The sequence below is a fragment of the uncultured Tateyamaria sp. genome (assembly GCF_947504105.1).
Classification (GTDB): Bacteria; Pseudomonadota; Alphaproteobacteria; order Rhodobacterales; family Rhodobacteraceae; genus Tateyamaria.
Genome location: NZ_CANNGP010000001.1, coordinates 95589 through 118730, shown reverse-complemented (window position 1 = coordinate 118730; position 23142 = coordinate 95589). Strand labels below are relative to the sequence as shown.

The window sequence follows — 23142 nt, the reverse complement described above, 5'->3', positions numbered from 1 at the left end:
CAACGAGGCAACAGATGGCAGATATGCATTATTCCCACGACTTGGGTCACGGGGGCTATGGCGCACATGAAGAAGCGCCAGTGCCGCCCTCGAACATGTTGAAAAACCTTACGAACTTTGCGGGCGCCGCCGTATCTCTGGCACTGATCGCCGGGGTGTCGGTTTGGGGTTACAAGCTGGTGATGCGGGATGTGTCCGGCATACCGGTTGTCCGCGCCGCCGAGGGCGAGATGCGTGTACGTCCCCAAGATCCCGGTGGGCAGCTCGCCCGAAATACAGGTCTGGCCGTGAACGAAGTGGCTGCTGCGGGCGAGGCATCCGGCCCCGTGGATCAGGTGGTTCTTGCACCGCGCCCTGTCGAGTTAACGGAAGAAGATCAGCCGATCCCCGCCCAAACGGTGGCACCCGTGCAACAGCCCGAACCGCTGAATGTCGCCGCGAGCCTGGAGGCCGCGCAGGTCGACGTGGCAGCCACACTTGGCGATGGCGATATCGATGAGTTGGTCAGGCAACTGACAAGCGGTGTCGACACCATTGATGCCGACGCAGTTGAAGCAGAGCCGGTGCTCGCCAGTGTCACAACCGCCGACCTGCCAGAGGCGCCAACGCCCGTTCCGGCGGTCGTGAAAGGACCGGGGCCAAAGGCGTCGAAGCGGCCCCAGCTGCGCCCCGCATCCGCGCCGCAAACCGTTGTGCCGACACCCGCTGCACGGGCAGAACCGCAAACCACGGATCTCGACGCAACAAACGTCCCCGCGGGGACACGATTGGTGCAGCTTGGCGCTTTCGACAGCCCCGAGGTAGCGCGCTCGGAATGGGACAAGATGCAAGGACGCTTTGGAGATCTCTTGCGTGACAAGGATCGTATCGTGCAGCAGGCGCAATCAGGTGGCCGCACCTTCTACAGGTTGCGTGCCCATGGCTTCGCAGACCTCAGTGACGCGCGTCGCTTTTGTTCAGCCCTTGTGGCCGAAGGGGCAGACTGCATTCCGGTCGTCACACGATGAGCAACTTTGGCGCGACCATCCTCGACGCGGATGGTCTGCGTTTGACCAAGGATGAAAAGGCGTTTTTCCGCGACGCCGATCCGTTTGGCTTTATCCTGTTCGCCCGCAATATCGACATGCCAGATCAGGTCTATGGCCTGTGTTCCGAGTTTCGCGAGGCCGTCGGGCGCGATGCGCCGATCACCATTGATCAAGAGGGCGGGCGCGTGCAGCGCCTGCGCGGCCCGACCTGGACGGAATGGTCGCCGCCACTGGAGTTTATTCATGCAGCGGGCGATGATGCTGAACGCGCAATATATTTACGTTACAGATACATAGCATATGAACTTAAAGCGCTGTCCATTGACAGTAACTGCGCCCCGATGGTCGACCTCGTGGTCAAGGAAACTCACGACTTCCTGCGCAACCGCTGCTATGGAACCTCGCCGGGTGATATCGCTGTCTTAGGCCGCGCTGCAGCTCAGGGACATCTGGATGGTGGCGTGCTGCCTGTCCTGAAACATATTCCCGGTCACGGTCGCACCGATCTGGACAGCCACCACGATCTGCCACGCGTGGATGTGAGCCTTGATACCTTGCACGAAACGGATTTCGCACCGTTCCGCGCTCTGAACGATCTCCCCATGGGGATGACGGCCCATGTGGTCTACGAGGCGGTGGATGAAACGCCTGCAACACTGTCCGCTGACACCATGGCGCTGATCCGCAGCGACATCGGCTTTGACGGGTTGATCATGACCGATGATATCGGGATGAAAGCGCTCGATGGCACACCAGACCAGATTGCGCGCCGCGCGCTCGATGCAGGCTGTGATGTGATCCTGCACTGCAACGCGCCGCTTACTGATCGTGTCGCATCGGCCAACGCTGCTGGTGAAATGACGGACGCCGCCCAAACACGGGCAGAGGCGGCCCTTGCCGCACGGCAAACCCCCGACGACATTGACATTGCCGAGCTCAACGCCGAACTTGAAGCGCTTTTGAGCGGGCAGGGGCATGGCTGAAGACACATTCGAGGAAGACCGCGTATCGGTAGCTGACCGCCTTGCGGCGGAGGCACTGATTGTCGATGTCGACGGCTTTGAGGGGCCGCTCGACCTGCTTCTGACCCTCAGTCGCACCCAGAAGGTCGACTTGCGCAAGATTTCGGTTCTGCAACTGGCACATCAATATCTGGCCTTCGTCGAGAAGGCCAAGCAGCTGCGGCTCGAACTGGCGGCTGACTATCTTGTGATGGCGGCTTGGCTGGCCTTCCTCAAGTCGCGCTTGCTGTTGCCTCCGGATCCGACGGAAGACGGACCATCGGGCGAAGAGCTGGCCGCTCATCTTGCCTTCCAACTCGAACGCTTGCAGGCCATGCGTGACGCTGCAGCGCGCCTGATGGCGCGTGACCAACTGGGCAGGGATTTCTTTGCCCGCGGTCAATCCGAGATGGTCACACGGGTGCGCAAGGTGACATATACCGCTACGCTGCTTGATCTGATGCAGGGCTACGCCCGCATTCGTACGCGTGACGAGTTCCGTCCCTTTGTCATGGACCGTGACGCGGTTTTCACCATGGAACAAGCGTTGGATCGGATGCGGGGATTGATCGGCTTTGCCGGGGATTGGACTGACATATTGTCCTATCTGCCCGAGGGTTGGGAAATGGACCCGACTAAGCGCCGCTCGGCCACCGCGGCCACGTTTGCCGCCAGCTTGGAACTGGTGAAGGAGGGGCACCTCGAGATCCGGCAATCCGAAACATTTGCGCCTATTCAGCTGCGCAAGAGAGATGGACAAAGTGACCGAAGCAACTGAAGATCAAGAAGAAAGCCTGTTCGAAGCGCCACCCATGGCCGAACAGGAACGCATGGTCGAGGCCATCCTGTTCGCCACGACAGAGCCTGTCACCACGCGCGAGCTGGAAGCGCGTATGCCGCATGGCTGCGATGCGGCCGAGGCGTTGGTGTATCTGCGCAAACGTTACGAAGGACGGGGCGTTCAGGTGATGAAGGTCGGTGACGCCTGGGCGATCCGCACCGCTGCCGACCTTGGGTTCCTGATGCAAAAGGAAACGGTCGAGACGCGCAAATTGTCCCGTGCTGCCATCGAGACGCTGGCCATCATCGCCTATCATCAACCCGTCACGCGGGCCGAGATTGAAGAGATCCGGGGCGTCAGTGTCAGCCGAGGTACGGTGGACCAACTGCTGGAATTGGAATGGATTCGCTTTGGTCGCCGCAAAATGACACCGGGACGGCCCGTCACTTTCGTGGTCACACAATCCTTTCTGGATCACTTCGGGCTTGAAAACGCCCGTGATCTGCCGGGTCTCAAGGAACTGCGCGCTGCGGGGTTGCTGGAAAACCGACCCCCGCCCGGCGCACTGCCCGGTCCTGAAACCGACGCCGAAGACGAAAGCGAAGAGGGCCAGTCCGAGCTTTTCGAAGATTGAGGGAACATTGGGTCTGAAAGTTGACGTATTTATCGCTATATTGGATCCGAGCGAACAGGGCGGAGCAGTCCCATGAATGCAAACCAGATCATAAACATGATCATGCGCATCATCATGCGCAAAGCGATCAGCAAGGGTATTGATGCCGGGGTGAACCGCGCCACGCGCGGTCGGCAGCAGCCTCAGCGACAGGATCAATTGGACGATCATGATGGTCCAACACAGGCCGAAGTGCGCGAGCAAAGGCGTGCCAAACGCGCAGCGCGTCAGGCACGGCAAGCGGCAAAAGGGTCCCGAAAATAGCCACTTATTTGCTCAATTGGGCAATAAGGTGGGGAAAACCACCGTTGATTGCATAAATTTGGTGCCGTAGCGTAACCCTCATTGTTCTGGGGGATTTTTTTATGGCACATACCAAGCCTAGCCTTTTTGTATCTTCGATTTCCTTGGGTGTCACGGTCATCGGACTGTACGTGATATTCGTCTTGTTCGTCACCATTGGCTTTGGCAGCTACATCTATCGTACGGCGTGGCAGGCCGAACCGGTCGCGCTGTCTGCCCCGCAGGAACACCAAACGCTGGTGGCGGACATCGACAACTTGCTGTTCATCATCAAGCGCGAGCAGGATTTGGAGCGGGCCAAAACATATGTCACGCAAGATATCCAAATCCACGCCGCCAGGATGTCGGATATCGAAGCCAGATACAGCCGGTCTTTTGGTGCAATTTCGGTTGCCAAGTCAGCTTTGCGGGCCGAGGTCGACGCGACCTTGGGCAAACTGTCCGAGTACCAGTTCGCATTGGCTGGGCCGCAACGGCTTGTATATGACACCACGCTCGACACCTTGTACGCGACCGTATCGACCGCGCAGCCAACCCTGAGGGCCAAGACTGCCGAGCTGCAATTGCGTGCATTGATGCGGACGCTGGGCGACGGACTTGAGAACAGCGATGTTGATCTGGACACCACGGACAGGTTCACGGCTTTGCATGACGAGGCTATCGGTGCACTTGATATTTTGTCCAACGAAGTCGAGGCCGCAAACAGTGCCTCGCTAGTGATCAAGGCTGAAAAAACGGCCATGCAAGCCCAAATTGATGAGTTGCGGCAACGCTGGGCTGGTCACAACGATCAGATCCTTGCACTACAAGACACGTTGGGGCCCGGTGATCCTGCGCGTGCACGCCTGTCGGCGCTGTCGCTCAACTTTCCGATTTTTCCCGACATCCTGATGCGCTTTGTCAGCTTTCCCACCATTTTCCTGACATTGATCGTGACCATCGCATCGGGGGGATTGGGCACGGTCGTTGCATTCTCGCGCCGTTACTATTCATCGAAGCATGCCGATACGCTGACCCTGTCCCGGCTTTTCGTGAATGTGGGTGAGGGGATTGCTGCCGCAATCGCCATCTTCCTGTTTTCCGGGGCAGGGATGTTGGCCCTGACACAGGGCAGCGGGCCTGCCAACGACGTCGAACTCAGTCCTTACACGGTGGCCTTTATTGCCTTCCTGTCAGGCTTCATGGCCGAAGACGCTTTTGCCTCGATCCAGTCGGCGGGCAAGCGTATTTTCAAACCTGACCCGTCCGCCACGCAAAACGGTGACGTCGAAGCCCAACCCGCACAGGACGGTTAGGTTTTCGGCGCTGCGAAGTGCTTTGACAGCTTCAGACCCTGGCCCTGGTAGTTCGACGCAATCCCCGCGCCATAAAGCTGCTCTGGCTGTGCCGCCATCCGCTCGTAAATCAGACGGCCAACAATCTGCCCATGTTCAAGCACGAAAGGCGCTTCGTGACAGCGCACTTCAAGCACGCCGCGCGACCCGGTGCCGCCTGCCGCGTCATGTCCAAAACCGGGATCGAAGAACCCGGCATAGTGCACGCGGAATTCTCCAACCATTGCCAGATACGGCGCCATTTCGGCGGCATAGTCCGGCGGGATATGGACGGCCTCGCGGCTGACCAGAATGTAGAACGCACCCGGGTCCAGAATGATGTGGCCGTCGCGCGCGTGCACCTCTTCCCAGTATTCGGCCGGATCGTAGTGTCCAATCCGGTCTAGATCGATAACACCCGTATGCGGCTTGGCCCGGTACCCCACCAACGTTGTATCCTGCAGGCGCAGATCGACAGAAAACCCAAGGCCATCATCAATGACGGCGGTCCCGTTTACCAGCGGTGTGTCATCATGCAGCTTGCTCAGCGCATCGTCACTCAGCACCGCTTGGCCCGCGCGAAAACGAATCTGATTCAAACGCATGCCGGGCCGCACCAGAACCGAGAAGGAGCGGGGGCAAATCTCTGCATAGAGCGGGCCGGTGTAACCGGGCGGGATGCGGTCAAACTCGGTCCCGCCATCGGTGATCGTCCGAGTCAAAATATCTAACCGCCCGGTCGAGCTTTTGGCATTGGCCACGGCCTGTACGCCCTCGGGCAGGTCCAACGCTTCCATTAAGGGTACAACGTAGACGCAGCCTTTTTCCAACACGGCGCCGCCTGACAGATCGACCTCATGCATCTGGAATTCCGCCAGGCGGTCGCTGACGCGCGCATCATGGCCGGCAAGAAACGACGCACGCACCCGGTAGGCGACAGTGCCCACGCGGAGATCGAGGCTCGCGGGTTGCACTTGTGCGGGAATCACAACTGGCTCTGCGGTAATTTCACCGCGTTCGATCATCGCCTTGAGTTCCGTATCGGGAAGTACGCCGATCATATCGCCCCCTCGCGTGGTTGTGTGGGGCCTGCGGCCAGCGACCCCGTAGCGCCGGGGCGGTGTTTAGTGGTCGGGCTAGCAGGACTCGAACCTGCGACCTTCCGTCCCCCAGACGGACGCGCTACCAGGCTGCGCCATAGCCCGACGTGTGGGGTGTCATACCCGATTTCTGGCCGGGGGCAAGAGGGGATTTGCACGAGGATCGCGTTCTTCTTACCGCGGCTCACGCCGGTTACTTACCATCTGATCGCGCAACGCGGTCAGCTGCGCCAACAGAGGGCGGATCATGTTGCGCTGCGCATCGCTTAGATGTGTCAGGCTTGCTGTTTTACTCAATGCGGACGGAGAGACGGGAATGCTATCGGGCGCAGGATCATCGGGAACGTTGACAATCCGTGGGCTTGGTGTTGCCGCCGCAGGTTCAGTGTCCTGCGCTTGGGCCGCGTCCGGCTCATCTTCGGTTTCCGTGGTTCCAGAGTAGTCCGACAGGAACGACGGCAGCGTTGCAACAGGCTCCGCGTCCTGCTTGATCTCCCCGCTCCCGTCCTCAGGCGCCTGTGCTTGTTCCGTCTCCGATTCTGATGCCTCAGCCTCAGCCTCAGCTACTGTCTCTGGCGGAGCAGCAGTATCGTCCTGAGATGTATCGTCCGATGCAGAGGCCGAAAGTTGTTCTTCCGGCTCTGCATCTGAAAGGTCCTCCGTCAGGGCCGGGGCATCCTTGTCTGCTATGTCTTCTTGTTCCGGCGCCAGGACGTCCTCGACAAGCGGCGGGTAGGGCAGACCGGGGTGGTCGTCCACGTCTGGCTCGACTGTGTCGGATGCGGGTGTCGGCGTTTTCAGGAAAGAGGGCAGAGGGACGTCCGTTGGTTCAGCCTCCGGTGCTTCCGGGTTCGGTTCGACGTCCTCTGATATGTCGTCCGCCAAGGTAGACGCTGCAGTTGGTTCTGATGGCGCCTCAAACGGCAAGACGTCTGCCTCCACCGGCTGCGGCTCGACATCTTCGTCCATACGTGCGGTCAGGTCCGCGTCCAATTGAGCGTCCGTTTCTGCATCTAGCGGCGGCGACAGGTCAGCGACATACGCCATGCCTTCTTCGCGAAGAATCTTCTGCACGCCTTTGATGGTAAGCCCGTCTTCATGCAGTAGCTTGCGGATACCACCCAGCAGCAGCATGTCGCTTGGGCGATAGTATCGCCTGCCACCCGCACGTTTGACCGGTTTGACTTGCGTGAACTTGCTTTCCCAGAAGCGCAGTACATGGGTTTGAACGCCCAACCACTCGGCAACTTCCGAAATTGTGCGAAAGGCGTCCGCGGACTTGGTCATCTGTTCAGGACTTGTTGCCCACGGCCACGCGATCTTTCATCAGATGCGAGGGCCGGAAGGTCAGGACACGGCGTGGGTTGATCGGCACCTCTTCTCCTGTTTTTGGGTTTCGACCTACGCGGGCAGACTTGTCCCGCACAGAGAATGTCCCGAAGGAAGAAATCTTGACTTGCTCGCCACGCACAAGCGCATCCGACATGTGATCCAGCACGCTTTCTACCAGTTGCGCACTTTCATTCCGCGACAATCCAACCTCGCGAAATACGGCTTCGCTCAAATCCATGCGCGTCAAAGTCTTATCAGTCATAAGCTCTCCCCTTTGGCGAAGCATAGGGCGGGGGGAAATTCCGAGTCAATATCAAGACCTTGGCCATGACACCGGATGTACATTTTATAGCCGGTCAGGTCCGCTTTTCCTGCATTTCCGCTGGTTGTTGTCGCGAAGAGTCGGCCAAACGCTATCGTATCCCGAAGGTAGGCGAAAATCCGCGGAAAAGTTGCGATGCCGAAAAACAGGCACCAGATCACGAAAGACGGGGCAACCGATCTCGTGTAAATTCAACCTATGATTACGCATCGGGAGGAGAAACCGTGCCGCATCAAGCTGCCGTATTGAACGACATTTCACACATTTCCTCAATCTCACCCGCTTCTGATCCCTGTGCTGCAGGTGGTGGCATTCGGACACGTGAACGACGGGGGCAGTCATTGAGTAAAAAGACGTACGATCGGATCGTCTCATGGATGCGTGCGCGCATCGATGAACACATCACCGAAGAGATGATCTGTGCGCTTGGCCCAATGCGCAAACATGCGTTTCGTCGCGCCTTCAAGGCACATGCCGGCATGCCGCCGATGCATTTCCTGACATGGTTGCGCGTTGATATGGCGGTACGACTTTTGATCGATACGCGTTTCGATTTGAGCGAAATCGCCTTTGTGACGGGCTTTGAAACGCAGCATAGACTCACCGATGCGTTCTTGGACACACTCGGTGTCAGGCCTCAGGCATTGCGGGTGTCGCTGGCCTGAACGGCACCGTTTGTACCGTGCGCCAGACGTTCCGGCGGGTGTAGGATTCTGTAAGGTGATTCTGTTGGTAATGCGCGCTGCTAAATCAGCTACCAGCGCAGCACGACTGCGCCCCAAGCCAGGCCGCCGCCAATGGCTTCAGTCACCACAAGATCGCCATCCTTGATCTGCCCGTTCGCGCGGCCCACCGACAAAGCCAGGGGGATTGAGGCAGCAGAGGTGTTGCCATGATCCTGAACCGTTACGACGACACGGTCCATTTCGATTCCCATCTTCTTGGCGGTGCCCTGAATGATGCGGATATTGGCTTGGTGCGGCACAACCCAGTTGACGTCATCTGCTGTCACACCCGCGCGTTCCATGGCCGTTTCGGCCGTGGCCGCCAATTTTTCCACGGCATGACGGAACACCTGGTTGCCCTGCATGCGTAGGTACCCGCTCGTGCCCGTGCTGACGCCCCCATCGACGTACAATAGGTCTCGGTGCCGTCCGTCGGAATTCAGGTCCGTTGCCAAAATCCCACGATCTGCGGCAGTGCCCGTGCCTTCACCGGCTTCAAGAACCAACGCGCCTGCGCCGTCGCCGAACAGCACACATGTGCTGCGGTCGGTCCAGTCCATGATCTTGGAAAAGGTCTCGGCCCCGATGACCAACACACGTTTGGCCTGACCTGATACGATGAGGGCATTGGCGTTTGACAAGGCATAGACAAAGCCAGCGCATACCGCTTGCACATCGAACGCAAATCCGCCGGTCATCCCCAGCTTGGCCTGCACCATCGTTGCGGCAGAGGGAAAGGTCAGGTCTGCGGTCGATGTGGCCAGCACAATTGCGTCAATATCGTCTGCAACCAACTCGGCATCCGTAAGAGCGGCCTGCGCCGCTGCTGTCGCCATGGACGATGTCGTATCGTCTTCGGTTGCAAAGTGGCGCCGCTCGATCCCCGAACGGGATCGAATCCATTCATCGGATGTGTCGAGCGTTGCCTCGAATTCGGCATTCTCGACCACGCGTTCGGGCAGGTAATGCCCCACGCCACGGACCACCGCACGAAGCGTCATCTATTGCTCTCCTCTGCCCGCTGCGTGGCCCGGGCGACCCGGGCGGCGAGCTTGTCGTTAAAGCCTTGTTCGGACAATTGGGCTGCCAGTTTTATGGCCGCCGAAACACCCGTAGCATCTGCTCCGCCGTGCGATTTGACAACCGTTCCGTTCAAACCAAGGAAAACACCGCCATTCACACGGCGCGGATCAATGCGTTTGCGCAGCCGTCGCATCGACGTAAAGGCCAGCAGATAGGCCAGGCGCGACAGGGGGGTGAACTTGAACGCTTCCCGCAGAAGATCACCGATCAGGCTGGCAGTGCCTTCGCCGGTCTTGATGGCGACGTTTCCGGTAAAACCATCCGTGACGATCACATCTGCAACCTCGCCCTGAATGTCACCACCTTCGACAAAGCCCACGAAATCAAACTCTGCGGCATCGGCCTGTGCACCAATCAGTTCGTATGCCTCTTTCAGCTCCGCGCGGCCCTTATGTTCCTCGGTACCTACGTTTAGCAGGCCGATTCGAGGACGGGGCAGGTCCATGCCATTCCGGGCATAGGACGCGCCCATCAGAGCATAGCGCAGCAAATCATCTGCGTCGGCGCGCACATCTGCGCCTACGTCCAGCATCACGTTGAAGCCTTGCGGGTTCCGGCTGGGCCACAGGACTGCAATGGCGGGGCGGTTCACACCCGGCAGCTTGCGCAGGCGGATCATCGATAATGCCATCAACGCGCCGGTGTTTCCGCAACTCACAGCCACGTCCGCATCGCCCGCGCGCACAGATTCGATGGCGGACCACATCGAGGTGCCCTTGCCATTGCGCACCACGTGACTGGGTTTGTCGTCCATTGTCACAACGCCCGCGGCGTCACGGATCACGCATCGACCCACAAGATTTTTGCGGCGGCCAATCAGCGTTTCCAGCTCTTCCCGCGGACCATGCAGGATAAAGCCCAGCTTTGGATTCTTTTTCGCAGATGTCGAACAGCCGGACACGACTGCGGCGGGGCCCATGTCCCCGCCCATCGTGTCGACCGAAAGAATAATGGGAAAGGCAAGCTCTGCTGCCGCGTCGGCCGGGTCTGTGGAAGGGGCCGTCATTGCGCGCTGTCTTGCCTTGTCGCCTGTGACGCCACTCAGGCCGCGTCGTCTTCCAGATCAACCTCTTCGGTCATGGCGACGATCTCGTTGTCGTCGTAATGACCGCATGCCGCGCAAATATGGTGCGGGCGCTTCAGCTCACCGCAGTTGGGGCATTCGTTGGGGTTGGCGGGGGTCAAGCTGTCGTGGGCGCGGCGGTTGTTGCGGCGCGATTTCGACACTTTATTCTGTTGTACAGCCATTGAAGTGGGCCTTTGGTTCGGGCAGCGCCGCGTATCGTGCGCGGATGCGAGGTGTTTCGTGGTCCCGGATCGGGTGTTTGGTCTTCCAAGTACGGGTTGAGCAGCGTTTAGGCAAAGCGCCACGCCATGTCCAACCCAAAATCTCGTGAGGGCGGCAAAATACGCATCCTTGGCCGGGACGCAAGGGCAAATCAGTCGTCTTTTTCGTCGCTCAACTGCGACTTCAGATCCTCCAGACCGGCAAAGGGTTTGGCAGCTTCGTCTGTCAGGGGCGCAACACCCGGTTCGGTCAGCACCATCTCACCCAACTCGGCACCGTCGGCCCGTGGGAAATCCGGGATGGCAAGGCTCAGGGATTCGATCATGACGGTCTCGGGGTCGATCCAGTTGCCTAGGCGTTCAACTTCGTCATCTTCTGGCATTTCTGCCTCCGGCGTATCGATCTCTTCATAGTCGCGCACATACAGACGGCGAACAGGCAAATCGATCCGCGTGGTCACTGGCTTCAGCGTCACTGCACAGGGCTGCGTGACCGTTGCGCCAAGCGTGCCGGTCAGCAGCCAATCTGTTGCACCATGGGCTTCGATCTGCCCTTCGAACCGCAACTTGCGCAGTCCGCTCAACTCCAATGCGTCCGCCAAGGCTGCCATTGCTTTGGCATCCGGCAAAATCTGGAACGGTGTTGAGGCGTTTTGCGCCAAACCACTGACGCGTAGCGCAGTGGTGGAAGGGGGCGTCTGTGACATGGATCGCTTTCGTTTCTTGAACCAAGGCCAAAGCTTGAGTAAGTCGAGATAAAAGCACCACGCGCCCTGAGCAAGGGGTGGCTTATAACAAGGGGGGTCAGATGGCGACCTTTACACCACTATCCGCTGCAGGGCTTGCCCTGATCGTCTCGCTTGGTGTCGCGGGATGCTCGCCCACGTTCCGCAATCACGGATATGTCCCACCCGAGGAAGATCTTGCGGAACTCGTCGTCGGCATCGACACACGCGCATCGGTCGAAGATGTGGTTGGACCACCAACAGCAGGCGGTGTTCTAGAAGGCGGGGATTACTTCTATATTCGCAGCAAGGTGCGCACATTCGGGCCACGCCGCCCAGAAGTTGTAGAACGTCAGGTTTTAGCAATTACTTTCGATGCCGATGGTGTGTTGCAGAACATCGAACGCTTTGGCCTTGAAGACGGACGTGTGGTTGCTCTGTCGCGTCGTGTGACCGAAAGCGGTGTAACCGACACCAGCTTCTTGCGTCAGCTTTTGGGCAATATCGGCCGCATCGGGCCACAGGGCGTCCTCTGATCTTTTGGGTTCATCCGCACGTCATGTGCTCCATGTTATCGGGGCAACATATGGCTTGGGCAGGAGGCTGAACCGATGATCAGGTTGAAAAAAGGGCGGTATGTGGCGCGGCAAGCCGAGGGCCTTGCTGACATCGAAGCTGCCAAGAGGTTGCGCGCCCGTTGTTTTGGGCTGGTGTCGGATGCGGATGTCTTTGATGACCGGTGCAAGCATATCTTGATCCACCGAATCGCGGATGACGCGCTTGTCTGCTGCTTCCGGATGCTGCCTCTCACCGGGGCCACAATCTCGCACAGCTATTCGGCCCAGTACTATGAACTCACTGCGCTGGAAGCTTTTGATGGCAAGATGGTCGAGATGGGCCGTTTTTGTGTCGATCCCGCTGCGGCGGACCCGGACATCCTGCGTGTCGCTTGGGGGGCAATGACCGCATATGTGGATGACGAAGGGGTCGAACTGCTTTTTGGCTGTTCGTCGTTCTCGGGCACCGAGACGGCAGAATATCTGGATGCCTTCGCGATGCTCAAGGCCCGCCACCTTGCCCCCAAACGCTGGTTGCCGCGGGTCAAGGCGCCAAAAGTCTTCAAATATGCCGCGCGTCTGCGCCGCAAGCCGGATGCGAAAAAGGCGATGCTGCGCATGCCGCCCTTGCTGCGGACCTATCTGATGATGGGCGGGTGGGTCAGCGACCATGCGGTGGTTGATGACAAGATGAACACGCTGCACGTTTTTACCGGGGTCGAAATCGGGTCCATTCCTCCAGCGCGAAAAAAGCTGCTACGCGCGGTCGTCGGCTGATTTCAGCACGTCGAGACCAAAGTGCTTATAAGTCAAGGCGGTCTGCCCCTGTTGCGCACCAAGGCATTTCAGCGCGCGTTGGGGGTGCACAGGGGGTGTACGGATGCTGCACGGGGGGTGACACCCCGGTTGACGCCCCCGGATTGACCCACTAGCTGCCCGGATATGGCTCGTGTTCCTCTGCTTCAGCTCTCCGATATCTCGCTCACATTCGGCGGCGATCCGATCTTTGATGACTTGTCTTTGGTCGTCCAACCCGGTGATCGTGTCGCCCTTGTCGGCCGCAATGGATCGGGCAAGTCGACGCTCATGAAAGTGATGGGTGGGCTTGTCGAGCCGGATAAGGGAGAGGTCGTGCCTGGGCCCGGAGTGAGCGTGGGATACATGGAGCAAGATCCTGAAATGGCAGGGTTTTCCACACTCGGCGACTTTGCGATCCACGGCTTGGAGCCCTCCGATCTCTACAAAGTCGAACGTGCAGGTGAAGGGCTGAAGTTCGACCCGGCGCGCCCTGTGAACACCGCCTCGGGCGGGGAGCGCCGCCGGGCCGCGCTGGCGCGGCTCATGGCCGAAGCGCCTGATCTTATGCTGTTGGACGAGCCTACGAACCATCTCGATATCGAAGCCATTGCCTGGCTCGAGACCGAGTTGAAGACCACGCGCGCCGGTTTCGTCCTCATCTCTCATGACCGTGCGTTTTTGCGTGAACTTACCCGTGCAACCCTTTGGATAGACAGGGGAAGTGTGCGCCGTCAAGAAAAAGGTTTTGACGCCTTTGAAGCGTGGCGCGACACGGTCTGGGATGAAGAAGACACTGCCCGCCACAAACTGAACCGCAAGATCAAGGCGGAGGCGCGGTGGGCTGTCGAAGGCATCAGTGCCCGCCGCAAACGCAACATGGGTCGGGTGCGTGCGCTGCAGGATTTGCGCTGGGAACGGGCGTCCCAGATCAAGCGCCAAGGGGCGGCAGCCATGGCCTTGGATGCAGGGCCCAAGTCTGGTCGCAAGGTTCTGGAAGCAAATGGTATTTCAAAGTCGTACGATGGGCAGGTGATCCTCGAACCATTCTCGCTCAAGGTGCAGCGCGGCGATCGCATCGCCTTTGTCGGCCCGAACGGCGTGGGCAAGACCACTTTGCTCAAGATGCTGATCGGTGAGGTGGCGCCCGACACCGGCACGGTCACAATGGGCACCAATCTGGAATTGGCTGTCTTTGATCAGGCTCGGTCGAAGCTCGACCCGGATGCGAGCCTTTGGGACAGTCTGACAAGTGATCCGGACATGCGTGTCAGCGGCAAGGCCGATCAGGTCATGGTGCGTGGCAATCCGAAGCATGTCGTTGGATACCTAAAGGAATTCCTGTTTGACGAAGCGCAGGCCCGTGCGCCTGTCCGGTCTCTTTCAGGGGGGGGAAAGGCGCGTCTGCTGCTTGCGCGCATCATGGCGCGGCAGTCCAATGTGCTGGTGCTCGACGAACCCACCAACGATCTGGATGTCGAGACGCTGGATCTCTTGCAGGACTTGCTTGGTCAATACGACGGGACCGTGTTGCTGGTCAGTCACGACCGGGATTTCCTTGACCGCGTGGCCGTGACGACGATCGCGATGGAAGGTGATGGCAAGGCCACCGTATATGCCGGTGGCTGGAGTGATTATCAATCCCAGCGCGGTCCCAGAGAGACGGCTCAACCCGTTGAAACCGTAAGGAAAACGGGGGCGATCGCGCCCAAGTCAAAGCAAGAAATGAAGGCTGGCCTGTCCTTTACAGAGAAGCACCGGCTCGAAGCCCTGCCAGCCGAGATTGAGCGGCTCGAGGCCGAGATGGCCAAGCTGCAAGAGTTGCTGTCCGATCCCGATCTCTACGCCCGCGAGCCGGTCAAGTTCCGCAAGGCGACCGAGGCGCTTGCCGAGCGGCAGGAAAAGCTGGATGCGGCAGAAGAGGAGTGGCTGACACTCGAGGAAAAGGCCGACGCCTAGGCCGGGCGGGCAGGGACGCCCACGACAGTTTCACCCTGTGAAACGTCTTTGGTCACAACAGCACCAGCGCCCACGATCACCCGGTCTTTGAGCGTGACGCCCGGCATGATGATCGCACCGGCCCCGATCCAGACATCCGCACCAATCGTTACGGGCAAGGCCCGTTCTATACCGGCCCGCCGCTTGACCGGGTCGCGATGGTGATCCGCACACAGGATCTGTGCGCCTGTGCCAATCATGGTGCCATCCCCAATCCGAACCGGTGCGCTGTCGAGGATCACGCAACCACTATTGATGAACACCTCGGTCCCAAGGTGGATGTTGCGACCATATGAACAATGAAAGGGTGCTTCGATCAGGCAATCCTTGCCCGCATCGGCAAAAAGCCCACGCAGCGGCACGCTGAGCGTCCGGCGTTCTGATGGCGGCAAATGGTTGTGCGCGTGTACGGCGTTCAACGCCACCATTCGCAACTCTTCCAACGTGTCATCAAGACAGGTGTACCAGTCACGAGCATCCATCTTTTCCCGCTCGGTTGGCATCAGCGCATCCGCAGCGCGCCATCCAGTCGGATGACCTCGCCATTCAGATATCCCATCTCGACGATAAAGGCTGCCAGCCGCGCATATTCGTTCGGATCACCCAAACGGGGCGGGTTGGGCACATCGGCGGCCAGCGCGGCCTGCACATCCTCGGGCAGGCCCGCAAGCATTGGTGTCTTGAAGATACCCGGCGCAATCGTCATCACCCGCACCCCCGACGCTGCAAGATCGCGTGCCATCGGCAATGTCATCCCCACAACGCCACCCTTCGATGCGGCATAGGCGGCTTGCCCTTTCTGCCCGTCAAAGGCTGCAATGGAAGCGGTGTTGATGATCACGCCACGTGCACCGTCCGATTCGGGAACGTTGTCGGCCATGGCGGCAGCGGACAGACGCGCGACATTGAAGCTGCCGACCAGATTGATGTCGATCGTCTTTTGAAAGGCGGGAAGAGGGTGCGGGCCGTCGCGGCCCACCGTCTTGATGCCTACAGCGATACCGGCGCAATTCACCGCCGCGTTGATCCCACCCATCTTGTCCCGAGCCAGGTTTATCGCTGCGGCGACAGAAGCCTCGTCAGTCACATCGGTTTTTGCAAAGTGCCCGCCAATCTCTTTTGCGACTTCCGGGCCACGGTGCGCATCCCGATCCAGCAGTGTCACACGCGCACCCTGTGCCGAGAAATGGCGCGCTGTCGCTTCGCCAAGTCCGGACGCACCGCCAGTGACGACCGCCATGGTTGTGTCGAGTTTCATGCGAGCCATTCCCCGTTAAAATATGAACATGTGTTCAGTTAACCGGAAGCAACGTCCTCTGACAAGGCAACGGGGCTATCCTTTGTGGATCCAACCACCACCAAAAATTCGACTGCCGTCGCGGTCATAGAACACACAGGCCTGCCCGGGGGACACGCCCGCTTCTGCTGCCGCAAGCTCTACAGTGGCTTCGGTTGCACTGATTGGGCGGATGACAGCGTCGGTTGGCGGACGGGTGGATCGGACTTTGACGGCCACATGCCATTCATCCTTGCTGTCGAATCGGGTGTCACCCAGCCAATTCACTTCGCGTACGGGAATGGTGCGGGTGGCCAACATCTCTTTTGGCCCGACAACAACTTGCCGATTTTCAGCGTCCAGCTTCACGACAAAAAGCGGGTCTGCCAAGCCGCCGATGCCCAGACCGCGCCGTTGCCCAATCGTGTAGTTGATCACACCCTCATGATTGCCCAGGACGCGTCCGTTGTGATCGACAATGTCACCCGGCGCCGCCGCTTCGGGCCGCAGCTTGCGGATGACAGAGGCGTAATCGCCATTTGGCACGAAACAGATGTCCTGGCTGTCAGGCTTGTCGGCTACGCCCAACCCGTATTTTGCGGCCAAGGCGCGCGTGTCGTCTTTGGACGGAAGGTGACCCAGTGGAAAACGCAGGTAGTCCAGCTGTTCCGCGGTGGTTGAAAACAGGAAATAGCTTTGGTCACGACCTGCGTCCGCAGCAGAATGAAGCTCTGGCCCGTGCGCACCCATTTTGCGTTGGATATAGTGGCCGGTTGCCATGCAGTCAGCCTCGAGATCCTTAGCAGTTTCAAGCAGATCCTTGAATTTCACCCGTTCGTTGCAGCGAATGCAAGGCACAGGCGTGGCGCCACCCAAATAGCTATCGGCAAATTCGTCGATCACCGCGTCACGAAATACGTTTTCGTAGTCGAGAACATAGTGGGGAAAGCTCATCTCTTCGGCCACCCGGCGCGCATCATGGATGTCGCGCCCCGCGCAGCAGGCGCCTTTTTTGGCAAGGGCTGCACCGTGATCGTAAAGCTGCAATGTCACGCCCACTACATCATAGCCTTGGCTTTTCAGTTCGGCCGCAACAACAGAACTGTCCACGCCGCCAGACATGGCGACGACGACACGAGTGTCAGTTGGGGCTTTGGCAAAGCCCAATGAGTTGAGCGGACCGCTTTGGTCAAGCATGGGAGATCTCCGAGGGGATTGGGCGCATATATATGAAAATCCGAAATAGTCTCAAGGCCCCGTTTAACGGCGCATTAAACGCAATCGCTCCAAGCTCTGCTCAAACATGAATAATGAGCGGTGTGTGATGTATTTGAAGAAAGTGGATGGTCCACGAGCTGTAACCCTGCCGGATGGAACTGTGTTGACGCAGGCGGATCTACCTCCTGCCACGACACGGCGGTGGGTCGCGTCACGCAAAGCGGCTGTCGTGCGCGGTGTGCTTTATGGCCTTCTCACGCAGGAGGCTGCACTCGACCGCTACGGGTTAAGCGAAGAAGAATTCCATGAATGGATTCGCGCCGTTTCGACGCACGGAGAGGAGGCGTTGAAGGCAACAACGTTACAAAAATATAGACAACTTTAGGTTGTTATTATACGACTGCATCAAGGGTAACGTGTGGTTAACCTTTTCGGTTCACGTTCAGTTCAACACCCGAACGCCCTTGTGTGGAGATCCGAAGAATGCGCGTATTGCTTGTAGAAGACGACCCGACAACCTCGAAAAGCATTGAACTGATGCTGACCCATGCGAACCTGAACGTCTATGCGACAGACCTGGGGGAAGAGGGAATCGATCTGGCCAAGCTCTATGATTACGACCTAATCCTTCTCGATCTTGACCTGCCTGATATGAATGGTCACGAGGTACTACGCCAGCTGCGTCTGGCACGTGTCGAAACACCGATCCTGATCTTGTCCGGCGCGGATGATACCGAAAACAAGATTAAAGGGTTCGGCTTTGGCGCCGATGACTACCTGACAAAGCCATTTCACCGAGAAGAGTTGGTGGCACGTATTCATGCAATCATCCGCCGGTCCAAGGGACATTCGCAGTCGGTCATCGACACCGGCGATATCTCGGTGAACTTGGATGCCAAGACGGTCAGCGTTGATAACAAGACGGTGCATCTGACCGGCAAGGAATACCAGATGCTTGAGCTGCTCAGCCTGCGCAAGGGCACCACGCTGACGAAAGAGATGTTCCTGAACCATCTTTATGGCGGGATGGATGAACCGGAACTCAAGATCATTGATGTGTTTATCTGCAAACTGCGCAAGAAGCTCAGCAATGCAACGGGTGGTCAGAATTATATCGAAACCGTCTGGGGCCGTGGATACGTGCTGCGCGATCCCGAACCATCGGAGATGACGGACAACACGCCAATGGCCATAGGCGCTTAGAGGCAGCTACAACCCTCCGAAGAAGGGCCGCCGCACATATTGGTGTGGCGGCCCTTTTTCGTTTCACGCGCTTGGTTTTGCATCAATGACTGGACCGCCTGCGCTTCGGCTCTTATCTCTTGGCGCGACAACGGCAGGGGATGCTTTGTGACGGACACCATCAAGATCGACGCGCTAACCCGGGACGGGGCCAAGGAAGAACTTGCGCGTCTTGCAGACATTTTGGCACGGGCCAACTTGGCCTATCATACCGACGACGCACCAGACATCAGCGACGCGGAATATGATGCTTTCAAGCGCCGCAATGCCGAGATCGAGGCCCGTTTTCCTGATCTGAAGCGCGATGACAGCCCCAGTGAACAAGTCGGCGCACCCGTGGCCGACGGGTTTTCCAAGGTCACTCACGCTGTCGCCATGCTGTCGCTCTCAAATGCGTTTGACGATGCCGATGTTTCCGAGTTCGACGCCCGCATTCGCAAATATTTGGGCCTCACGTCCGATGTGTCACTGACGTACACGGCAGAACCGAAGATCGACGGCTTGTCCTTGTCCTTGCGCTATGAAGACGGGGTTCTTGTGCAGGCTGCAACGCGCGGTGACGGCGCCGTGGGTGAAAACGTGACAGCCAATGCGCGTACGATCGAGGACATTCCTGATCAGCTCAAGGGCGCTCCGGCTGTCTTGGAAGTGCGGGGCGAGGTGTACATGTCGCATCCGGACTTCGAAGCGCTGAACGACAGGCAGGCTGCCGCAGGTCAAAAATCCTTTGCCAATCCGCGCAACGCTGCAGCCGGGTCATTGCGTCAACTGGATGCCAACATCACGCGCGCCCGACCGCTTCGATTCTTTGCCTACGCCTGGGGCGCGCTGTCCGATCCGCTCGCGGATACGCAAATGGGGGCGATTGAGCGTCTGCACGCCCTTGGGTTCCAGACAAATCCACTTACCCGTCTGTGTGATGGGCCGGATGAGATGATCAGCCATTATCGGGTAATCGAACAGGAGCGCGCGACGCTCGGCTATGACATCGACGGGGTTGTCTACAAGGTGAATGATCTGGGTTTGCAATCGCGGCTCGGGTTCCGGTCCACGACGCCGCGATGGGCGATTGCCCACAAGTTCCCCGCGGAACTGGCCTGGACCCGGCTGGATGCTATCGACATCCAGGTGGGTCGCACTGGCGCACTCAGCCCCGTGGCCCGGCTGACACCCGTCACAGTTGGCGGCGTTGTGGTATCGAACGCGACCTTGCACAACGAAGACTACATTGCTGGCCGCGACAACAAGGGTGAACAGATTCGCGATGGCAAAGACATCCGCGTCGGCGATTGGGTGCAGGTGTATCGCGCGGGTGATGTGATCCCAAAAGTCGCAGATGTGGACCTGTCAAAACGGCCCAAGGATGCGCAGCCGTATGTCATGCCGACCCGGTGCCCCGAATGTAACAGCGAGGCAGTGCGCGAGCCCGGTGATGCCGTGCGACGTTGTACGGGTGGATTGATCTGCCCGGCGCAAGCGGTCGAAAAGCTTAAACATTTCGTCAGTCGTGCCGCCTTTGACATCGACGGGCTGGGTGCAAAGCAGGTGGAACAATTCCACGCCGACAAATGGATCGCGGAACCGGCTGACATCTTTACCTTGCGCGATCGCTACGGCACAGGCCTGCAGCAACTCAAAAACCGCGAAGGCTGGGGCGAGAAATCGGCAACAAACCTGTTTGATGCCATAGATGAGCGGCGCAACATCGGACTCGGGCGTATGATCTTTGCCCTCGGGATCCGCCATGTGGGCGAGGCGGCGGCCAACCTGCTGGCCACGCACTATGGCATGTGGGAGGCGTTCAGTGTGGCGATGCGCACCGCTGAAGACGGCAATGACGCATGGGAAGATCTGATCAGTATTGATGGTGTCGGAGCGGTTATGGCGGGATCACTTGCAACAACCTTCAACCAGCAGGCCGAACTGGCCAGCATTGATCGCCTTGTTGCGCACCTGAACATTGAAGAGGCGGTGCGCCCCGACACTGCTGACAGTCCGGTTGCTGGCAAGACGGTTGTCTTCACTGGGACGCTCGAAAAGATGACACGCGCCGAGGCAAAAGCCCGGGCCGAAGCGTTGGGTGCCAAGGTGTCCGGCTCGGTCAGCGCGAAGACCGACTTGTTGGTGGCTGGTCCCGGGGCGGGGTCGAAAGCGAAGAAAGCAGCGGATCTGGGCATTGAAACCATCGACGAAGATGGTTGGCTGGACCTGATTGGCACGGCATGAGTCGCCCCGAAATCCTATTCCCGCTGTTTGCCGATCTTGAAGCCCTGGAGGGTGTCGGGCCGAAGACGGCGCAGAATATGGGCCAAATGGGCATCACCACGCCGCGCGACCTTCTGTTCACCTTGCCGCACACGGGTGTTGACCGGGCGTTGCGCGATACGGTTGAGGGGGCCGCACTGCCGAAGACGCTGACGGTCAAGGTAACTGTGGGGGCGCATCATCCGGCCCGCAATCGAGGGGGGGCGTATCGCATTCATGTGGAGGATGCGCAGACCAGCTTTCAACTGGTCTTTTTCCACGGGCGCAGCGACTACCTGAGTAAGGTTTTGCCGACAGGCAGCACGCGGGTCGTATCGGGCAAGGTCGAGCTGTTCGATGGCATTGCCAACATGGTGCACCCCGATCACATCCTGCCCGAGGCCGAGATCGGGGATATTCCATCCTACGAACCGGTGTATCCTCTGACGGCAGGGGTCACGCAAAAAACGATGTTCAAGGCCTCCCGCTCGGCCTTGACCCGTGTGCCGCAATTGGCGGAGTGGATTGACCCGGGGCAAGTTGAGCAAGAACGCTGGCCTGATTTTGCTGCTGCAATGACAGCCGTGCACACGCCGCTGGCGCAGGGTGACCTTTCTCCGGATACCGTTGCAAAGACACGATTGGCCTATGACGAGTTAATGGCGCATCAACTTACACTTGCACTTGCGCGCGCCTCCGAGCGCAAGACAGTTGGGCTGGTGTCCAAAGGCACGGAAAGGCATCAAGCCCGCGTGCGCGCAGCGCTGCCCTACGCACCCACGGGGGCACAAGAACGCGCCATTGCAGAGATTGCCGATGACATGGCTCGGTCCACCCGCATGAATCGTCTTTTGCAAGGGGATGTGGGGGCAGGCAAGACGCTGGTGGCGTTCATGGCGCTCCTAATTGCCGTGGAAGCGGGCGGGCAGGGTGTGATGATGGCCCCTACGGAGATTCTGGCACGGCAGCACTTGGAAGGATTGCAACCCCTGGCCGAAGACGCGGGCGTGGTGCTTGAGCTTCTGACCGGGCGGGACAAGGGGGCGGAGCGCCGTGCCAAGTTGTCGGCCCTTGCGCGGGGTGACATTCAAATACTGGTGGGCACACATGCCGTCTTTCAGGACGACGTCGTGTTTCGTGACTTGAGGCTGGCTATCGTGGATGAACAGCACCGCTTTGGTGTGCGGCAGCGTTTGGCCCTAGGTAAAAAAGGTGCGTCAGCAGATGTGCTGGTGATGACCGCAACGCCGATCCCGCGTTCGCTGGCACTTGCGCAATATGGCGATATGGACGTGTCTGTGCTTGACGAAAAGCCGCCCGGACGCAAACCGATCAAGACCGCCATGGTCAGCACGGGACGGATGGACGAGGTGGTTGGCCGATTGCAAGCCGCGATGGACGAAGGACGGCAGTGCTACTGGGTCTGTCCCTTGGTCGAGGAGAGCGAAGCCGTCGATCTGACCGCTGCCGAAGAACGGTTCAAGCGCCTGCGTGCCATTTTGGGCGAGGGGCGCGTGGGGCTGGTGCATGGTCAGATGCCACCCGCTGAAAAAGATGCGGCCATGGCCCGGTTCCAGGCGGGAGAAACCGGCGTGCTGGTCGCTACTACGGTGATCGAGGTTGGCGTGAACATCCCCAACGCCACGATCATGGTGATCGAGCGCGCAGAGACATTCGGTCTGGCCCAGTTGCACCAGTTGCGGGGCCGCGTGGGGCGGGGAGAGGCGGCATCGACCTGCCTGCTTCTCTATCAATCCCCGTTGTCAGATGCCGGGCAAAAGCGGCTGGAAGTACTGCGGGAGACTGAAGACGGGTTTCGTATTGCGGAGACTGATTTGCAAATGCGCGGGCATGGCGATCTGATCGGCACAGCGCAATCCGGGGTGCCGCGATTCCAGATCGCGGATCTGGATCGACAGGCGGGATTGATGGCTGTTGCGCAATCGGATGCGCGTAAGTTGCTGAATGAAGACCCAGAGCTTTTGTCCCCACGGGGACAGGCGGCGCGCGTTCTGTTGTGGCTTATGAGGCAGGACGAAGCGATCCGTTTGATTTCAGTGGGTTAGGCGTTTTGTTCCGAAAAGTTCGCAAATGTTCTCAAAAAGTTCTTTACACATCGTTAAGAATATGAGAACAAAG

At 59.0% G+C, this 23142-nt stretch carries 24 protein-coding genes and 1 tRNA gene; 14 read left to right on the top strand and 11 right to left on the bottom strand.

Annotation, left to right across the window (positions count from 1 at the left end):
• The first annotated feature begins 14 nt into the window (after window positions 1–14).
• From Q1A75_RS00590 to Q1A75_RS00565, 6 genes are all read left to right on the top strand, one after another.
• Entirely contained in the window at window positions 15–1007 is a 993-nt protein-coding gene (locus tag Q1A75_RS00590; RefSeq protein ID WP_299552782.1) for an SPOR domain-containing protein, read from the top strand.
• Entirely contained in the window at window positions 1004–2011 is a 1008-nt protein-coding gene (locus Q1A75_RS00585) for a glycoside hydrolase family 3 N-terminal domain-containing protein (protein ID WP_299552785.1), read from the top strand. The genes Q1A75_RS00590 and Q1A75_RS00585 overlap by 4 nt, the downstream gene beginning before the upstream one ends.
• Entirely contained in the window at window positions 2004–2807 is an 804-nt protein-coding gene (locus tag Q1A75_RS00580; RefSeq protein ID WP_299552788.1) for a ScpA family protein, read from the top strand. The genes Q1A75_RS00585 and Q1A75_RS00580 overlap by 8 nt, the downstream gene beginning before the upstream one ends.
• Window positions 2782–3444, top strand: a complete 663-nt coding sequence (gene scpB / locus Q1A75_RS00575) for an SMC-Scp complex subunit ScpB (protein ID WP_299552791.1) — start codon at window positions 2782–2784, stop codon at window positions 3442–3444. Before Q1A75_RS00580 ends, scpB begins: the two co-directional genes overlap by 26 nt.
• A gap of 72 nt (window positions 3445–3516) precedes the next feature.
• Entirely contained in the window at window positions 3517–3747 is a 231-nt protein-coding gene (locus Q1A75_RS00570; RefSeq protein ID WP_299552794.1) for a hypothetical protein, read from the top strand.
• 101 nt (window positions 3748–3848) lie between these two features.
• Entirely contained in the window at window positions 3849–5081 is a 1233-nt protein-coding gene (locus Q1A75_RS00565) for a hypothetical protein (protein WP_299552797.1), read from the top strand.
• Here the strand turns inward: Q1A75_RS00565 and Q1A75_RS00560 are convergent.
• From Q1A75_RS00560 to ihfA, 4 genes are all read right to left on the bottom strand, one after another.
• Window positions 5078–6160, bottom strand: a complete 1083-nt coding sequence (locus Q1A75_RS00560; RefSeq protein WP_299552798.1) for a 2'-deoxycytidine 5'-triphosphate deaminase — start codon at window positions 6158–6160, stop codon at window positions 5078–5080. The two genes, Q1A75_RS00565 and Q1A75_RS00560, sit on opposite strands and share 4 nt — an antisense overlap.
• 67 nt (window positions 6161–6227) lie before the next feature.
• A tRNA-Pro gene (locus Q1A75_RS00555) sits at window positions 6228–6304 on the bottom strand.
• Between the two features lie 69 nt (window positions 6305–6373).
• A complete protein-coding gene (locus Q1A75_RS00550) occupies window positions 6374–7486 on the bottom strand; it encodes a MerR family transcriptional regulator (RefSeq protein WP_299552801.1) in 1113 nt (370 codons plus the stop codon).
• 4 nt (window positions 7487–7490) lie between these two features.
• Window positions 7491–7793: an integration host factor subunit alpha gene (gene ihfA / locus Q1A75_RS00545; protein ID WP_189370518.1), complete on the bottom strand. Its 303-nt coding sequence runs from the start codon at window positions 7791–7793 to the stop codon at window positions 7491–7493.
• Between the two features lie 65 nt (window positions 7794–7858).
• Between ihfA and Q1A75_RS00540 the strand changes: the two genes are divergently transcribed.
• A complete protein-coding gene (locus Q1A75_RS00540; protein ID WP_299552804.1) occupies window positions 7859–8518 on the top strand; it encodes an AraC family transcriptional regulator in 660 nt (219 codons plus the stop codon).
• An 89-nt stretch (window positions 8519–8607) separates the two neighbouring features.
• Here Q1A75_RS00540 and Q1A75_RS00535 read toward each other — a convergent pair whose 3' ends face one another.
• The 4 genes from Q1A75_RS00535 to Q1A75_RS00520 form a co-directional block, all read right to left on the bottom strand.
• Window positions 8608–9579 (bottom strand): beta-ketoacyl-ACP synthase III, encoded by a 972-nt coding sequence (locus Q1A75_RS00535; protein ID WP_299552807.1) that lies wholly within the window; start codon window positions 9577–9579, stop codon window positions 8608–8610.
• The gene (gene plsX / locus Q1A75_RS00530) at window positions 9576–10667 is read right to left on the bottom strand and encodes a phosphate acyltransferase PlsX (RefSeq protein WP_299199736.1); all 1092 of its coding nucleotides are present in this window, start codon (window positions 10665–10667) and stop codon (window positions 9576–9578) included. Before plsX ends, Q1A75_RS00535 begins: the two co-directional genes overlap by 4 nt.
• A gap of 35 nt (window positions 10668–10702) precedes the next feature.
• Window positions 10703–10909, bottom strand: a complete 207-nt coding sequence (gene rpmF, locus Q1A75_RS00525) for a 50S ribosomal protein L32 (protein WP_299042248.1) — start codon at window positions 10907–10909, stop codon at window positions 10703–10705.
• A gap of 191 nt (window positions 10910–11100) precedes the next feature.
• Window positions 11101–11655: a DUF177 domain-containing protein gene (locus Q1A75_RS00520; protein WP_299552811.1), complete on the bottom strand. Its 555-nt coding sequence runs from the start codon at window positions 11653–11655 to the stop codon at window positions 11101–11103.
• 101 nt (window positions 11656–11756) lie between these two features.
• Here Q1A75_RS00520 and bamE point away from each other — a divergent pair, with 101 nt between their 5' ends.
• From bamE to Q1A75_RS00505, 3 genes are all read left to right on the top strand, one after another.
• Window positions 11757–12209 carry an outer membrane protein assembly factor BamE gene (bamE, locus tag Q1A75_RS00515; protein WP_299552814.1) on the top strand — a complete coding sequence of 151 codons (453 nt, stop codon included), beginning with the start codon at window positions 11757–11759 and terminating at the stop codon, window positions 12207–12209.
• A 75-nt stretch (window positions 12210–12284) separates the two neighbouring features.
• Complete coding sequence (locus Q1A75_RS00510) at window positions 12285–13007, top strand: GNAT family N-acetyltransferase (protein ID WP_299552817.1); 723 nt, start codon at window positions 12285–12287, stop codon at window positions 13005–13007.
• Window positions 13008–13172: 165 nt separating this feature from the next.
• The gene (locus Q1A75_RS00505; protein ID WP_299552820.1) at window positions 13173–14984 is read left to right on the top strand and encodes an ATP-binding cassette domain-containing protein; all 1812 of its coding nucleotides are present in this window, start codon (window positions 13173–13175) and stop codon (window positions 14982–14984) included.
• Here the strand turns inward: Q1A75_RS00505 and Q1A75_RS00500 are convergent.
• From Q1A75_RS00500 to mnmA, 3 genes are all read right to left on the bottom strand, one after another.
• Window positions 14981–15526, bottom strand: a complete 546-nt coding sequence (locus Q1A75_RS00500) for a sugar O-acetyltransferase (protein ID WP_366142155.1) — start codon at window positions 15524–15526, stop codon at window positions 14981–14983. The two genes, Q1A75_RS00505 and Q1A75_RS00500, sit on opposite strands and share 4 nt — an antisense overlap.
• Entirely contained in the window at window positions 15526–16281 is a 756-nt protein-coding gene (locus Q1A75_RS00495) for a 3-hydroxyacyl-CoA dehydrogenase (RefSeq protein WP_299552823.1), read from the bottom strand. Before Q1A75_RS00495 ends, Q1A75_RS00500 begins: the two co-directional genes overlap by 1 nt.
• 75 nt (window positions 16282–16356) lie before the next feature.
• Complete coding sequence (mnmA, locus tag Q1A75_RS00490) at window positions 16357–17496, bottom strand: tRNA 2-thiouridine(34) synthase MnmA (RefSeq protein WP_299552826.1); 1140 nt, start codon at window positions 17494–17496, stop codon at window positions 16357–16359.
• A gap of 127 nt (window positions 17497–17623) precedes the next feature.
• Here mnmA and Q1A75_RS00485 point away from each other — a divergent pair, with 127 nt between their 5' ends.
• From Q1A75_RS00485 to recG, 4 genes are all read left to right on the top strand, one after another.
• On the top strand, window positions 17624–17902 hold the full coding sequence (locus Q1A75_RS00485) for a DUF1153 domain-containing protein (protein WP_299552829.1): 279 nt from the start codon (window positions 17624–17626) through the stop codon (window positions 17900–17902).
• A 98-nt stretch (window positions 17903–18000) separates the two neighbouring features.
• Complete coding sequence (gene ctrA / locus Q1A75_RS00480; RefSeq protein ID WP_299552832.1) at window positions 18001–18720, top strand: response regulator transcription factor CtrA; 720 nt, start codon at window positions 18001–18003, stop codon at window positions 18718–18720.
• A gap of 147 nt (window positions 18721–18867) precedes the next feature.
• On the top strand, window positions 18868–20985 hold the full coding sequence (gene ligA, locus Q1A75_RS00475; RefSeq protein WP_299552835.1) for an NAD-dependent DNA ligase LigA: 2118 nt from the start codon (window positions 18868–18870) through the stop codon (window positions 20983–20985).
• A complete protein-coding gene (recG, locus tag Q1A75_RS00470) occupies window positions 20982–23069 on the top strand; it encodes an ATP-dependent DNA helicase RecG (RefSeq protein ID WP_299552839.1) in 2088 nt (695 codons plus the stop codon). Before ligA ends, recG begins: the two co-directional genes overlap by 4 nt.
• Window positions 23070–23142: the final 73 nt, after the last annotated feature.

Excerpts from the sequence above, each read along its gene's own strand:
- Q1A75_RS00580 (WP_299552788.1), top strand. The coding sequence starts at position 2,004 with ATGGCTGAAGACACATTCGAGGAAGACCGCGTATCGGTAGCTGACCGC.
- recG (WP_299552839.1), top strand. The coding sequence starts at position 20,982 with ATGAGTCGCCCCGAAATCCTATTCCCGCTGTTTGCCGATCTTGAAGCC.
- Q1A75_RS00590 (WP_299552782.1), top strand. The coding sequence starts at position 15 with ATGGCAGATATGCATTATTCCCACGACTTGGGTCACGGGGGCTATGGC.
- mnmA (WP_299552826.1), bottom strand. The coding sequence starts at position 17,496 with ATGCTTGACCAAAGCGGTCCGCTCAACTCATTGGGCTTTGCCAAAGCC.
- ihfA (WP_189370518.1), bottom strand. The coding sequence starts at position 7,793 with ATGACTGATAAGACTTTGACGCGCATGGATTTGAGCGAAGCCGTATTT.
- Q1A75_RS00560 (WP_299552798.1), bottom strand. The coding sequence starts at position 6,160 with ATGATCGGCGTACTTCCCGATACGGAACTCAAGGCGATGATCGAACGC.
- Q1A75_RS00585 (WP_299552785.1), top strand. The coding sequence starts at position 1,004 with ATGAGCAACTTTGGCGCGACCATCCTCGACGCGGATGGTCTGCGTTTG.
- Q1A75_RS00540 (WP_299552804.1), top strand. The coding sequence starts at position 7,859 with ATGACACCGGATGTACATTTTATAGCCGGTCAGGTCCGCTTTTCCTGC.
- bamE (WP_299552814.1), top strand. The coding sequence starts at position 11,757 with ATGGCGACCTTTACACCACTATCCGCTGCAGGGCTTGCCCTGATCGTC.
- Q1A75_RS00565 (WP_299552797.1), top strand. The coding sequence starts at position 3,849 with ATGGCACATACCAAGCCTAGCCTTTTTGTATCTTCGATTTCCTTGGGT.
- Q1A75_RS00520 (WP_299552811.1), bottom strand. The coding sequence starts at position 11,655 with ATGTCACAGACGCCCCCTTCCACCACTGCGCTACGCGTCAGTGGTTTG.
- Q1A75_RS00505 (WP_299552820.1), top strand. The coding sequence starts at position 13,173 with ATGGCTCGTGTTCCTCTGCTTCAGCTCTCCGATATCTCGCTCACATTC.
- plsX (WP_299199736.1), bottom strand. The coding sequence starts at position 10,667 with ATGACGGCCCCTTCCACAGACCCGGCCGACGCGGCAGCAGAGCTTGCC.
- Q1A75_RS00550 (WP_299552801.1), bottom strand. The coding sequence starts at position 7,486 with ATGACCAAGTCCGCGGACGCCTTTCGCACAATTTCGGAAGTTGCCGAG.
- Q1A75_RS00570 (WP_299552794.1), top strand. The coding sequence starts at position 3,517 with ATGAATGCAAACCAGATCATAAACATGATCATGCGCATCATCATGCGC.
- Q1A75_RS00495 (WP_299552823.1), bottom strand. The coding sequence starts at position 16,281 with ATGAAACTCGACACAACCATGGCGGTCGTCACTGGCGGTGCGTCCGGA.
- Q1A75_RS00500 (WP_366142155.1), bottom strand. The coding sequence starts at position 15,526 with ATGCCAACCGAGCGGGAAAAGATGGATGCTCGTGACTGGTACACCTGT.
- Q1A75_RS00485 (WP_299552829.1), top strand. The coding sequence starts at position 17,624 with ATGTATTTGAAGAAAGTGGATGGTCCACGAGCTGTAACCCTGCCGGAT.
- ctrA (WP_299552832.1), top strand. The coding sequence starts at position 18,001 with ATGCGCGTATTGCTTGTAGAAGACGACCCGACAACCTCGAAAAGCATT.
- rpmF (WP_299042248.1), bottom strand. The coding sequence starts at position 10,909 with ATGGCTGTACAACAGAATAAAGTGTCGAAATCGCGCCGCAACAACCGC.
- Q1A75_RS00510 (WP_299552817.1), top strand. The coding sequence starts at position 12,285 with ATGATCAGGTTGAAAAAAGGGCGGTATGTGGCGCGGCAAGCCGAGGGC.
- Q1A75_RS00535 (WP_299552807.1), bottom strand. The coding sequence starts at position 9,579 with ATGACGCTTCGTGCGGTGGTCCGTGGCGTGGGGCATTACCTGCCCGAA.
- scpB (WP_299552791.1), top strand. The coding sequence starts at position 2,782 with ATGGACAAAGTGACCGAAGCAACTGAAGATCAAGAAGAAAGCCTGTTC.